Here is a 12,333-nt window from a genome sequence, read left to right as displayed (position 1 = left end):
AACCTTTTGGAAGAAGTTCTTAAAAAAGAAGTTTTCCCTCCTAAGGATAGATCCAATCTGGCCCCGAGATGAAAACGAATCCTAGTCCGGATTGGACCAAACTACAACATTTGTACCCGGTAAACCGGGAAATGATCTGGTTAAATAATTGCGGGACCACCCCCGTAAATACGGACACTATCCATGCAGTCAATGAATACCTACAAGGTTACGCTGCTAAAGGTGGCCAAACAGAAGTACGCAGATATCCGACTGTTAAAAAAGTGATCCGTACCATTCTCGCGGAATTATTAGGCGTAGAAGCGGATGAACTTTCTCTAATCCATCATACGAACGAAGGGATCGGGTTTATTTCATTGGGTTTGAAACTCAAAGCAGGAGATCGGATCCTTCTCCTAGAAAACGAATATCCTTCTAATATTTATCCTTGGGAACATTGGAAAGAAAAAGGAGTTACCATTTCTTTTGTGCCAATGTCCGAGACTCCAGACGGGTTTTTGGAAAATCTAAAATCTGCAATCACTCCAGACGTAAAAGTAGTGAGCCTTTCCGCAGTACATTGGTGCACTGGTATGCCTTTTCCTTTGGAAGAGATCGGTAGTTTTCTGGCCGAAAAAGGAATCGAGTTCGTTCTGGACGGGGCCCAAGGAGTGGGACTTCTTCCTGTACGCCCTAGAGAAATGGGAATTTCTTATATGGCTTTTCCTGCTTGGAAATGGTTACTAGGGCCTTTAGGACTTGGAGTTTTATACATTGCCAAAGAGAAATTAGAGGGCCTAAATTTCCCGTTCAAGGGCACTGGTTCCGTAGTAAACGACGAAGTGTATCTGCCTTATAGAGAAGAGTTAAAAGGTACGGATCGTTACGAAATTTCTACTGTGAATTTTATAGATTGGGTCTATTTCCAATCCACATTAGAAATGCTTCATAAAGTTGGCTTTCATAACTCTATGGAAAGGATCTACGAACTTGCAGATTATCTTTCCGATAAACTCAGGGATGCAGGCTGGAAACTTGCTTCCGACCATTTTCCCGATTTTAAAACCGGGATCGTGGTCGCAGAAAAAGAAGGAGAGTCCATGGAAAACATGGTATCTCATCTCAAAAAAAACGGAGTAATGTGTGCGCTTCGATTAGGCAGAGTTCGTTTTTCTCCCCATATTTATCTGGCCAAGGAACAATTGGACAGAGTAGTGGACCTTCTCTCGAGATAACCAGTGGCTTCACTTTTCGAAAAGGCAGCACTATTATTTCCACTCTGGGTGGTCTGCGGTGTGACATTCAGTTGGTTTTTTCCTTCGGTCCTTCATGGATTTAAGGGGCCTTGGATCACTTACAGTCTAGGACTCACAATGCTCGGAATGGGGATCAGCTTGAAGGCGGAAGATTTTACCAGAGTATTCAAAGCTCCTAAACCGATCCTGATCGGCGTGATCGGTCAATATACCATCATGCCTTTAACAGGTTGGTTTTTGGGAAACTTCTTCCAACTTCCTGCTCCTTTGGCTGTTGGTATCATAGTAGTTTCCTGTTGTCCTGGAGGAGTTGCTTCTAACGTAGTTTCCTTTTTAGCAAGAGGGGATCTTGCACTTTCAGTTACAATGACTGCGATCTCCACGGTTTTATCCGTGCTTATGACCCCTCTCCTTACCCTGTTTTTGGTGGGGAATAGTGTAGGCGCAAATGCTTCCGGCTTATTTTTTGATACTGTCCAAGTAGTGATCCTCCCCGTTATCTTAGGAATTTTATTAAATCGTTATACTCCTAAATTTGCGGAAAAGGTGAAGATCGTTTCTCCATTGATCGCAGTGATACTTATCACTCTGATTGTTGCTTCCATCATAGGTTCCGGAAAAGAGGCGGTGATCAGTTCCGGATTTCATCTGATTTCTTCCGTATTCTTACTCCATATTTCAGGGTACTTTTTCGGGTATTGGGCGGCTTATTTTGGGACCAAATCTTTTGTAGTAGCTCGTACAGTTTCCATTGAAGTGGGGATGCAAAATAGCGGATTGGGTGCAGTACTCTCCCGAAACAATTTTTCGGACCCTTTAGTGGCGATTCCCGCCGCAATTTCCAGTTTTGTGCATTCTTTGATCGGAAGTGTTCTCGCGGGGATCTGGAGAAGGTCCATTCCCCAGGAAGAAGGGGAAAAATCGACAATTTCGGCCGATCTTCCTTGATTTTTGGTTATCCTTTTTTTTTATAGCATAATCAGTCCGAATAGGGTAAACTGAGCGGCCAAAATTTTGGTCTAATCGGTGAATCCATTATTTTGGACAATCTTAGCTAAGAGTATCATCCGTCATGAGAGAGATCATTAAGCTTTCTTGCCAGGTTTGTAAGAAAAATTCTTACTTCCAGACTAAGAACAAAAAGGCGAAATCCGAGAAGTTAGTAACGAAAAAATTCTGTAAATTTTGCCGTGCCCACGTCGAACATAAGGAATCTAAGGTATAATTCCGAATCCAGATGGTAACTAAAAAAGCTGCATACGATAAAAAGGTCCTGAGTGAAATATCGGACCTTCTTTTGGAGAGAAAAAACTCTCTATTGGAGAAGTATGCGAAGTGGGAAGATAATAGCAAACCTTCCGGCCTGAAAGAAATGGGTGATATCGCAGATATCGCGTCGGAAATCAACGAAGAGATGTTGAGTTCCGTTTTAACCGAGTCAGAGATCGAGACCATCCGAGAAATCGACGTGGCTCTCGAGAAAATTGAGGACGGTTCCTATGGCATTTGCGAGGGGACCGGCAAAAAAATTCCTTTAGCCAGACTGAAGGCGATTCCTTGGACTCGTTATACTGTAGAATACGCCGAGGCTGTTTCCAAACATAAGGCTTCCGGCAAAAAAGGTCCGCTTTCCGCTACCTTGACCGGGACCTATAAAATTCCGTCCGATCCAGATTCTCTGGACGATTAATTCTCCGCGCTCCATCCAGCCTATTTTTTTAGATTGAAATCTACTCGTTTTCGGCGAGCATTTCCAATTCGTGCCAAATCTTTTCGCCCGATTGAGGCCTCTTAAAACTCCTACCTTTCTTACACTGATTTTAACAGTGATCCTGTCCTACCTATTGCTTCGTTGGACACTCATAGTAAGAGATCCAGATGGGAACCTGGGAATTGTATGGATCCAATTCCTGGCCGGTTTACTTCCCAATCTTCATCATAGAAAGTCCGGCAGAATGTTCACTGCAGCATTCGCGTTACTTTCTCCCGGATTATTACTTTATGGAGAAGGTGGATATTTATACTTATCTGCTTTATTTGCCGGCGCGATTTTCGGGATTTTCCTAAGGCAATATATCTCCACTTTTTACGGACATCCTGCAAATGATGACGACCCTGTATTAAGATATTTTTACATAAATCGTCCTTATAAGAATTCTTTGGAGTTCACTAAAAATCCTAGAACTGCATTTTTGATCTTAGCTTTCTTTTTGCTCTTAGATAGACTGCTTGCCTATTTCGGAACGGATCCTTTGACTTCTTGGATTTTACAGGATACTGAATATTCTTCGGGGATTTCTTCTAAATACGCATTCGCATTGAGCTTAGATAGTATAGGTTCTTGGTTATCTGCATTCCTGTACTTCTTTGCAGAAGAAACAAGTTCGCATGATACGGATCCTCCTGGAAAACATTGGAGAACCGGAATCACTGCAGGTTTCACTGCGAATTTAATTTTAGGAGCTATCCAAGGAGTTGCTCCTTCTACAGATTTTCCTTTTACTGCAGGGAATGCGGAAACATTCGGAGTCTCTGCATTCTTTCCGGATGCCGCCTCTTTTGGAATCGGAATGCCAATCTTATTCGGATTTTTCTTTTACCAGATCCATAGCAGGAACTGGAGGATCTCTTCTAGAGTTCTATTAAGTATTGTCGTATTTTTTTCGCTCGGGCTTGCGGGAAGATACCAAAGTTCCGGTTATTGGCTTTTGATTATTTTCCAAACTGCTTTGGTGATAGGGCTTACTTACCAAAGAGGATTTAGGAATCCGATCTGGAAATATTCTTTTATTCCATTCGTGGTACTTGGGACTCTCTCTGTTTTGGCCGGGGTTTACTTTATAGGTGGAATGGACTGGTCCTTCACTCCTTGGCAGTTGATCCGAGAAGATTCGTCTAACGCATGGACTAAGGGGAAAACCTTTTCCAAAATGTTGGAAATTTTCTGGAAAGATGGATGGGTGCAAACTTTATCCGCATGGAACTGGTTCAAGGAAGCTCCGGTGTTTGGGCAGGGATTCGGTGGATTTGCTTTACATTGGATCGAGTCCGGACCAAGAGGAGCGTATCCTCCCAACGGAATCCAAGATTTTGCATTAACTTCTTGGGTGTTTTTACTTTCCGAAGGTGGGATCTTATTCTTCTTGTTATTCTTTGCTTGGGTGGGTTTGGAATCATTCACCAGAACTTCTTATTGGTTTTTACCTCTTCTATTCTTTCCTGTTACATTTTTTGAACCTTGGACGAGCGGCGCCGGGATATTAGGTTTTCTATTAATATGGTTTTTAAGTGCCTCCGGACCTTCTACCCGGACTCTGCCTAAATGGTGGATGGTTCCTGCATTCAATCTTGTTTGTCTGCTATTCGGTTTGGGGCTTACTGCAAAAGCGTTTATCCGACAATCTTCTCAATTGCAAGGACCGGAGTTCAGATACGAAGAACGAAAGACCTATCAACTTTCCGCAAAGGCAAAATTCCAGGAGAAGGCCGGGGGAAGATATCATTCTTTCCGTTCGGGAACTTCTTGGATTTTGGGTGATAAAGGAAATATTAGCTTACGTATCGCTTTGGAAGAAGCGCCTAAAGCAGGAAAACCAGTTTATATTCGTTGGATTTTCTCGGACCAAAATGGTGTGGAATTACAATCCAGAAGTACACCTTTGAATACGATGGTCAACCAAGTAGGTTTGGGAGTTCCTGCAGGAGCCAAAACATTAACTGCTAAAGTGATGAGGATCTCTTGGTACCAAGCTGGGCCTTCTGAGTTCTATATTGGAACGGATGATTTTGACGGTCTGAACCGGATCCGTTAAGATTATTGAATGTCAGTTCTGGTCGTATTTGATATAGACGGGACCTTAACGGATACTGTTTCTTTACACAGAAAAGCTTTCCATGAGGTTCTTGTTTCTTTCGGGTTACCCGGTTTAAGTTCCGAGGTAAAAGAGTATAAACATCATACAGATTCCCATATATTCAAAGAGATTTATACTTCCTATAAAGATGGCTGGACGGAAGAAATTTCTAAAAAGTTCGAAGAAGAATTAACCCGAAACATAAAAGAAAAATTCCAAAATGGAATTTCAGAAATTTCGGGCGCGAGAATTTTTCTGGAAAAATTAAGATCGGAAGGAATTCCCTTCGCGTATGCTACCGGATCTTTTTATGAACCTGCATTCTTAAAATTAGAATATTGTGGTCTTCCTTTGGATGCACCGCTGGCAACTGCATCTTCTTTTTATGAAAGAGAATCTATCGTTCAGTTTGCAATGGCAGAATCCCATAAAAAATATTCTAAACAGTTTTCCAAAACGATTTGTTTTGGCGATGGGATCTGGGATTCTAAAACCGCTCAAAATTTAGGTCTGGGATTTGTAGGAATTTCGGACGATCCCACACTTCTTTCGGAATGGAAGGACCGGGAAATACGTCATGTATTTCGAGATTATTCGGACGAACTTTCTGTTTTATCGGCTATCCTAAGTTTTGATTACTGAAAACGCATCCAACGTATTTCTCAACTGTTGTTTAATTCGTATAAACCATCTCCAAGCTAAAAGTCCCCAAGGGATCTTAGGAAATCTATACAGAGCGCCGCTTTCATGATTCGGATCTTCCGGTCTGAAATTTTTCCAAACAGGAACTACCGGTATCTTTTCGAAATTTCTTCCGGCTATATAGAAGGAAACAGTGGTTTCTAGATTTAGTTCCGGTTCTCTAATCACCGGAGAATAAAAACCTTTTCTAGAAAGTGAATAGGCAAGACTAGGTTCCTCGTCTCCTTGTGGTCCCAAATTCACGGAAAGAAATAATGGGATTTTCAAAATCCTTTCTCGGAAGAAGGAAGGATTGATCATACCTCTGAGTAGGAACAAAAATCCTAACCAGGCGGGATATTCCATAAATAATGTGATAAATTCTAAAGAAGTGATATTTGCTAGATAATAAGGGATCCATTCCGGAACGAATAAATAGAAGTTCAAACAGAAGATTGGAACTCCGAAAAGAAGTACGGAGATAAACGATCTGATTGTAGAAAGATCTCTTAATAAAGGGATTTCTTTTATATTCTCCCTGGATTGGGCAGCTCTCAACCAAGAATCGTATCTGGAAAATTTGCGGATCATAGAATAATCATCCACGTACAGATCTTCTGCCTGTAATAACTCGAAGGGGAGTGTAACTTCTGCCTGGACGACCAATAATTCTAAGGTTAAAAAAGAAAGTCCCAGGATTAATGGGATGTATACTGTGCCTAGTCCTCCTTGTATGAGTAGAAAATTATAAAATCCGTGAAGGATTACTAAAAAAGAAAATGTAAAGATGAGGTCTAGTCCGGAAAAATTCCCTCTCCTAGATTGCAGGAATTTTAAAATAAAAAATCCTAATATACCTCCGGAAAATGTATGTAATGGTAAGGAGGTTCCGGCTCTGAGTAGTCCCTGCCAGAAATCCAGTTTAAAAGAATAGAATACATTCTCTATACAGCCGAAAGAGGCTCCTAATGTCAGACCGAAATACAATCCATCCGCAAGGTTCGTAGAATTTTTTAACTGTTTTAAGAATAGAAAGATAAGAATTGCTTTGGAAGTTTCTTCCGGAATTGCTCCTACAAGCATTGCCTTGGAGAATATCGGGTAATTTTGGAATAAATCGAATACTCCTACTTCCCATGCGAGAGCGATCCCGGTTGCGATCATTCCATAAAAAAATGCAAGTGTTGTGAACGTGCTTCCTTGTCCGGAGTAATAGGTCTTACGGTAAAAGTCCCAATAAAACCATGCGGCGAGAATTGCAGAGATCGGTTTGCCTAATAAGATCCAGTTTTCCATTCGCTTATATAAAAAAGGCGTCGCCCGACAATTTTAAGCGACGCCTTTCAATCCGCAATATTTGTTAAGCGGGGTTTGTGCGTTCTAAGCGGCTAAACCTTGTTTTTTTCTCAGGAAATAAACCGCAATTCCACCTGCGATGACTAATCCCATCGCATAGAAGATCGCAAATTTTTTCACAGAAAGAAACAGATAACCGAGTAGGCTACTGTCACTTGGAACAGGGAATACTTTGGACTCGTTGGTCACATCATAGTACCAAGTTTTGTATTCTTTTCCACCGGAAGCTACCCATAGATTGAACTCCGAGTATCCTGTTTCAGAATCTTTTCTAATATCGTATTTTTCGTAAGGATATTTCCAAGCTCCTGGAACCAAGATCGCCCAAGGGAATCCTGTGCTATCCAGATACTTATCCGTTCCATTATTGTTCTTATACAATCCAGGGAAATGGATTTCTTGTTTGGTATTGATCACATACGCATACAGATCGTAAGGGAAGGATCCGAGCTTCGCTCTTTCTACAGGAGCATTGAATACGATCTCCACAGTTGCGATAAATCCAGGCTTAAACACATCTCCAGGGTGAGCGTTCTGCCCTCGGATGGTCTTATTGGAATCATCGAATATCTGATAGCCCGATTTCAGGTTTGCAGCGGTTACACTTACTGTGTTCGTTGCAACTTCTACCTTTCCGTCCGCTTGGGTCAGTTTATAAGTGATAGAAGCACCTACATCCACAGGCAATTTGATATACAATTGGTGTCTGTAACCAGCACCTTTTGCAACGTGTTGGTAAGTTCCTTTCAGTCTTACGATCTTTCCGGAAGAATTTAGATCTTCTTTATTCTTAAACTGGATCACATAATCGTTTAAGTCTGCATCGCCTGCAGAAGGATAAAGATCCTCATAAGCAACAGTGAATACTCCCTCGGCAGGATAAGAAACTTCTGTGGAACGAGTTGCATCGTTCGGATAAATATCAGTATCGTCAGGAACTCCGTCTCCGTCCGTATCTACAATTTGAGTACTTGGAAGATTGACTTCATATCTGATCGTTCTGTTGATACCCAGAACTGATTCCAAACTGATGTATTGGGAGATAGATTCTCCACCGATTGAAATATCTATTGTGATATTTCCAACGGAGGTCGGAACGGTTAAGGTTCCAGTTACTTTTCCGGAAGAATCGGAAACACCTTGGAATAGTATATTATTATTCTCATCATACACTAGAACCGTAGCTCCGGAAACCACATTGGACTTTTTATCCAATACGGTAAGATTTAACGGAATATTGATCGTAGTATTATAGTTAAAAGTAGGTTCTCCTTTTGGATCTTCTACCACTACTACAGCCACTGTAGGAGTTCCGGAAGAATCGCCGGATCCTGATCCTGTATTGGAGTCGCTTCCTGAATTTGAACCTGTGTTTGAGCTTTCAGAAGATCCTGAGTTTCCGCCATTAGAGGACCCGTTTGAAGCAGCGGAGTCTCCGGAAGATGAGGAAGAATTCGAAGAACCACTAGAAGAATCGTTAGAGCTGGAATTTCCATTGGATGCAGTATTATTTCCAGAATCGGAAGAAGACCCCGAGTTAGAGTTTGAATCGGAAGATCCAGAGCCGCTACTTCCACTGGAAGAACCGCTATTACTTGCAGTATCGGAAGAACTAGATCCTGAGTTGGAATCATTAGAACTTCCTGAATTTCCGGAAGAAGATCCGGATGTATTAGAAGAATCTGAAGTATTTGAATTGGAAGAAGTTTGGTCAGAAGATCCGCTAGAACCGGAGGATCCACTGTTCGAACTACCACTTCCCGAATTAGAATTGGAATCGGATGGGGTAGTGGTTGAACCTCCACTATTATCCGTATTGTCTGCAGGTGGGGTAACAGGATTTCCGGAGCCATCTCCTGGAACAAATATCACTCCAGGGCTACCACTATTTCCCGGAACTCCTCCGGTTGCGGTGTGTTGGCTTCCTAAGAAAAAAAACGGTAATAGAAGGCCGTTCTTTTTATGGCCGCAGTTATAAACGAACCCGGCAATCATTGCCAGGGCTAGGAACTTTTTCATGAAGGGTAACCCCACTCTAATCTCTTTACCTTAAGGAGACGGGGTGAAAAGGGTTGGTACTACGGTCTACTCTGCTTTTTTCCTATATGAAGCACACTATTCCCGAATACAAAATTGGTATATCTTACCTTTTCGAAACCTGTTTGTTCCAATTTGGATTTTAAACCTTCTTGGTCCGGATAATAGAGAGAGGAGACCGGCAAATAATCGAACATCTCATTTTTGCCTCCCCAGAGTACATAACCGAAAAGGGGAACGATCTTGAAAAAATAAAAATCTGCGAATGCTTTTATAAAAGGATTTTTAACTTTTCCCACGTCCAGGTTGGCGAATACTCCACCGGGTTTCAGAACTCTATAAATTTCTGATAATGCCTTATCTATATTGTTCACATTCCTTAAACCGAAACCAATACTGACTGCGTCCAGGCTTTCACTTTTGATATGGGAGAGATTGGTGGCATCTCCCCATTCTATCTTGACTTTACCTTGGTTGATCGGTTTTTCGAGTCTTGTTTTTGCGACTTCTAACATACTTTCGGAGAAGTCCAGGCTTAGTAAAGATTCCACTCTTTGGGATCTTTCCAGACGGATGGAAATATCTCCCGTTCCGCAGCAAAGATCTAAAACTCGGATGGGCCCCTTGGTTTCAGTTTCGATCTCTTGTACCAGTCTATTCTTCCAAGATCTATGTAGGAAGAAGCTACTACAATCGTTGAAACGATCGTACTTGGAAGCGATCCGGTTGAAATTTACTCGAACGAAATCGGCCTTCGTATCTGAGGAAGGCATTTGAAAAGAGGCCATTTCCCTCAGGATTTTGACGAATCCCTAAGGCGCAAGAGGGATTTGGATTTTTGTTCGGATGACAGAAAGTAGAAGTCCCCGTATTTTGGAAAAACGATGAAAGACCTAGGCTTTCTGCAAGGATTGGATTGGGTTTCAAGCCTAATCATTTTTCTTTCCGTTTGGAATCTTGGAACATTTATCCATGTATGGAGCATTCTTCCCAAAAGAAAAGAATCCTTAAAACAAAACTTCTTATCCGAAAACAATCCATCCATCTGGGAAGAAAAACTATCAGAAGTATTATTTCCCATAGAAACTAAACTTTCCTGGATGAAACATCTGGCAGGGATCTCGACGATGCTCGGACTTTTAGGGACTGTACTCGGAATTTCAGAGGCGTTCTCTTCTTTGCAAGCGGCAGGGACTGTTAGTCTGGATGCATTTGCAGGCGGGATTAAACTCGCACTGGTAACCACGATCCTTGGTTTGTTCGTCGCAATCCCTTCCTTATTCGGATTCCAATTTTTAAAACATAGATTATTAGATTTAGAAAGAGAAGCCTTATCTTGGCTAAAGATCCCACCTAGGTAAAATCGTATGAGAAAGTCGATCCTAAAAGAAGAAGATCCGGGAATAGACTTAACCAGTTTTATAGATGTAGTATTTATACTTTTAGTTTTCGTAATGTTGGCAGTGAGTTTTCGAAAGGAAATCCGATCTATTCCATTAGAACTTCCTAAAGTAGGACAGGGAGAAGATCCTAAAGGAGAAAGAGTGGAATTTGCACTTTTACCTGATGGGACCTACAGAATCGGAGAAGAAAAAGTGCAAAAAGCCGGCTTGGAAGAGAAATTAAGACAAGGGATAGTCAAAGAAAAAGAAGTTAGATTTTTCGCGGACAAGACAACAAATTACGAAGAGATTGTAAAATTATTGGATTTATTAAGTAGGTCGGGGGCTTCTTCCCTGGAATTGGCTGTGCAAGGTCAAAAATAATATTAAAGATCCTTTAACTTAGGATTATTCTTGTGGCGATCCTTGTCACGAGTTGTGTTCTTTTCCAAAGTAGCCTTAAAAGCCTCTTCCATAGAAATTCCCATTTGGTTGGCGAGACAGGTCAGGACAAAAAGTATATCTCCCAATTCTTTGGATAAACCTTCAGGATCTTCTCCCTTTTTGAAAGATTGGTCCCCGTATTTTCTGGCTACAAGTCGGGAGAATTCTCCCACTTCTTCCATTAAGATGGCAAGGTTTGTAAGTTCCGAGAAATATTTAACCCCGATGGTGTTGATCCAATCATCTACCGTCTTTTGGGCTTCGTCGAAGTTCATCTTGTTTTAGGAAGATTCCCTTTTTCCTGCAAAAATTCCACTAGAAATCTAGTAGGTTCCGCATAACACCCACCACTGAGATGATGTGGGTCAATGAACTTTTGGCATTTCATTCTGGAACGATATTCTTCCATATCTAATACCAAAGTTTCGGGATATTCTTGGATCAATTTATTTCTTAGGGATATCCATTCTTGGAAGAATGCGGCGGATCTGACTTTTTCAGAGAATGTGGAATACAATAAAGGAGTCCATAAGACTACTTTAATATGATTTTCTCTTGCAGTTTTTAAAAAATTCCTAAGGAAGTATTCTTGGACCTTGGAACTTTTGAAATTTTTATAAGATTCATTAAAGATCCTCTCGGATTCCGAACCTAATTTATCTTCCGGGGTATTTGCCAAAAGTCCGTTCGGGATCCCTCCCTTAAACTTGTCCGATTCATTGATTAGAATGTCACGAATGAATACAAGTTGTTGGACTTCTCCCGGATTTTTAATCCTGGAAAATGCTTCTTTGAATCGTGGTGGAAATACCGAGGTTCTGAAAACTCTCGCTTTTAAAAAGCTGTCCCATTCGTTTGTGGAAAATATATCCCAGTATCTTAAGAAAAAAGGAAAATCATAAGAATAACGTAATGGATATCTATTCGCAAAATCCGTTCCTGAATCCGGATAATATTCTAAGATCGCATAGTCCAAGGGGATTTCTTTTTTAAGAAGTTTTTCCAAAGTGAAATTATGAAAAGAATAAGGTGCAGAAGGCCCGGAAAGATTATATACGATTAGGCCAGGACTTTCTTTTTTAAATTCTTCTAAGGAAAATTCTCCCATATGAGAGGTCCCGAAGAATGTGAGCACCTTTTGGTCATCTGTTTTTGAATCGGTTTCTTTCTTCATGGTAGAAAGAACCTTATCCTTCATATTATAAAAATAATATTCTGCGCCTGTTTCAGTATAAGGTCTGATTTTTTCGGAAGAAAGTAGTCTATCCCATACGATTAATAGGGCAGCGACTCCGAGAGGGATCCAAAGAATTTTGCGATATAACAAAGGAATTCTTTTCATAA

At 41.1% G+C, this 12,333-nt stretch carries 13 protein-coding genes; 8 read left to right on the top strand and 5 right to left on the bottom strand.

What is annotated here, in order from left to right:
* The first annotated feature begins 68 nt into the window (after positions 1 to 68).
* The 6 genes from CH365_RS13475 (at position 69) to CH365_RS13450 (ending at position 5,731) form a co-directional block, all read left to right on the top strand.
* Complete coding sequence (locus tag CH365_RS13475; RefSeq protein WP_100769093.1) at positions 69 to 1,214, top strand: aminotransferase class V-fold PLP-dependent enzyme; 1,146 nt, start codon at positions 69 to 71, stop codon at positions 1,212 to 1,214.
* Between the two features lie 3 nt (positions 1,215 to 1,217).
* Complete coding sequence (locus tag CH365_RS13470; protein WP_100769092.1) at positions 1,218 to 2,183, top strand: bile acid:sodium symporter family protein; 966 nt, start codon at positions 1,218 to 1,220, stop codon at positions 2,181 to 2,183.
* Between the two features lie 124 nt (positions 2,184 to 2,307).
* Positions 2,308 to 2,460: a 50S ribosomal protein L33 gene (rpmG, locus tag CH365_RS13465; RefSeq protein WP_010514486.1), complete on the top strand. Its 153-nt coding sequence runs from the start codon at positions 2,308 to 2,310 to the stop codon at positions 2,458 to 2,460.
* A 12-nt stretch (positions 2,461 to 2,472) separates the two neighbouring features.
* Complete coding sequence (locus tag CH365_RS13460) at positions 2,473 to 2,925, top strand: TraR/DksA family transcriptional regulator (RefSeq protein ID WP_086445833.1); 453 nt, start codon at positions 2,473 to 2,475, stop codon at positions 2,923 to 2,925.
* 136 nt (positions 2,926 to 3,061) lie between these two features.
* Positions 3,062 to 5,047, top strand: coding sequence for a hypothetical protein (locus CH365_RS13455; RefSeq protein ID WP_244283195.1), 1,986 nt, complete (start codon positions 3,062 to 3,064; stop codon positions 5,045 to 5,047).
* Positions 5,048 to 5,056: 9 nt separating this feature from the next.
* The gene (locus tag CH365_RS13450; protein ID WP_100769091.1) at positions 5,057 to 5,731 is read left to right on the top strand and encodes an HAD family hydrolase; all 675 of its coding nucleotides are present in this window, start codon (positions 5,057 to 5,059) and stop codon (positions 5,729 to 5,731) included.
* On the opposite strand, the gene CH365_RS13445 is transcribed toward CH365_RS13450, so the two are convergent.
* The 3 genes from CH365_RS13445 to CH365_RS13435 all read right to left on the bottom strand — a co-directional run bounded on the left by CH365_RS13445 (position 5,714) and on the right by CH365_RS13435 (position 9,936).
* Positions 5,714 to 7,066, bottom strand: coding sequence for a PrsW family glutamic-type intramembrane protease (locus CH365_RS13445; RefSeq protein ID WP_100769090.1), 1,353 nt, complete (start codon positions 7,064 to 7,066; stop codon positions 5,714 to 5,716). The two genes, CH365_RS13450 and CH365_RS13445, sit on opposite strands and share 18 nt — an antisense overlap.
* 84 nt (positions 7,067 to 7,150) lie before the next feature.
* On the bottom strand, positions 7,151 to 9,145 hold the full coding sequence (locus tag CH365_RS13440) for an LruC domain-containing protein (RefSeq protein WP_100769089.1): 1,995 nt from the start codon (positions 9,143 to 9,145) through the stop codon (positions 7,151 to 7,153).
* A 59-nt stretch (positions 9,146 to 9,204) separates the two neighbouring features.
* On the bottom strand, positions 9,205 to 9,936 hold the full coding sequence (locus CH365_RS13435; protein ID WP_100769288.1) for a ubiquinone/menaquinone biosynthesis methyltransferase: 732 nt from the start codon (positions 9,934 to 9,936) through the stop codon (positions 9,205 to 9,207).
* A 111-nt stretch (positions 9,937 to 10,047) separates the two neighbouring features.
* Between CH365_RS13435 and CH365_RS13430 the strand changes: the two genes are divergently transcribed.
* A complete protein-coding gene (locus CH365_RS13430) occupies positions 10,048 to 10,524 on the top strand; it encodes a MotA/TolQ/ExbB proton channel family protein (RefSeq protein ID WP_100769088.1) in 477 nt (158 codons plus the stop codon).
* A gap of 6 nt (positions 10,525 to 10,530) precedes the next feature.
* Positions 10,531 to 10,929 carry an ExbD/TolR family protein gene (locus CH365_RS13425; protein ID WP_100769087.1) on the top strand — a complete coding sequence of 133 codons (399 nt, stop codon included), beginning with the start codon at positions 10,531 to 10,533 and terminating at the stop codon, positions 10,927 to 10,929.
* Positions 10,930 to 10,931: 2 nt separating this feature from the next.
* On the opposite strand, the gene CH365_RS13420 is transcribed toward CH365_RS13425, so the two are convergent.
* Together CH365_RS13420 and CH365_RS13415 are read right to left on the bottom strand one after the other, a co-directional pair.
* Positions 10,932 to 11,264, bottom strand: a complete 333-nt coding sequence (locus CH365_RS13420) for a nucleotide pyrophosphohydrolase (protein WP_100769086.1) — start codon at positions 11,262 to 11,264, stop codon at positions 10,932 to 10,934.
* Complete coding sequence (locus tag CH365_RS13415) at positions 11,261 to 12,331, bottom strand: DUF1574 family protein (RefSeq protein WP_100769085.1); 1,071 nt, start codon at positions 12,329 to 12,331, stop codon at positions 11,261 to 11,263. The genes CH365_RS13420 and CH365_RS13415 overlap by 4 nt, the downstream gene beginning before the upstream one ends.
* Positions 12,332 to 12,333 lie beyond the last annotated feature (2 nt).

It is taken from the genome of Leptospira neocaledonica, from assembly GCF_002812205.1.
Taxonomy (GTDB): domain Bacteria; phylum Spirochaetota; class Leptospiria; order Leptospirales; family Leptospiraceae; genus Leptospira_B; species Leptospira_B neocaledonica.
The sequence above is the reverse complement of the archived record's forward strand: the minus strand, read 5'-3'. Positions and strand labels throughout refer to the sequence as shown.

Coding starts and splice junctions, on each gene's coding strand:
- CH365_RS13475 (WP_100769093.1), top strand. CDS start 69: ATGAAAACGAATCCTAGTCCGGATTGGACCAAACTACAACATTTGTAC.
- rpmG (WP_010514486.1), top strand. CDS start 2,308: ATGAGAGAGATCATTAAGCTTTCTTGCCAGGTTTGTAAGAAAAATTCT.
- CH365_RS13460 (WP_086445833.1), top strand. CDS start 2,473: ATGGTAACTAAAAAAGCTGCATACGATAAAAAGGTCCTGAGTGAAATA.
- CH365_RS13450 (WP_100769091.1), top strand. CDS start 5,057: ATGTCAGTTCTGGTCGTATTTGATATAGACGGGACCTTAACGGATACT.
- CH365_RS13445 (WP_100769090.1), bottom strand. CDS start 7,066: ATGGAAAACTGGATCTTATTAGGCAAACCGATCTCTGCAATTCTCGCC.
- CH365_RS13440 (WP_100769089.1), bottom strand. CDS start 9,145: ATGAAAAAGTTCCTAGCCCTGGCAATGATTGCCGGGTTCGTTTATAAC.
- CH365_RS13435 (WP_100769288.1), bottom strand. CDS start 9,936: ATGCCTTCCTCAGATACGAAGGCCGATTTCGTTCGAGTAAATTTCAAC.
- CH365_RS13430 (WP_100769088.1), top strand. CDS start 10,048: ATGAAAGACCTAGGCTTTCTGCAAGGATTGGATTGGGTTTCAAGCCTA.
- CH365_RS13425 (WP_100769087.1), top strand. CDS start 10,531: ATGAGAAAGTCGATCCTAAAAGAAGAAGATCCGGGAATAGACTTAACC.
- CH365_RS13420 (WP_100769086.1), bottom strand. CDS start 11,264: ATGAACTTCGACGAAGCCCAAAAGACGGTAGATGATTGGATCAACACC.
- CH365_RS13415 (WP_100769085.1), bottom strand. CDS start 12,331: ATGAAAAGAATTCCTTTGTTATATCGCAAAATTCTTTGGATCCCTCTC.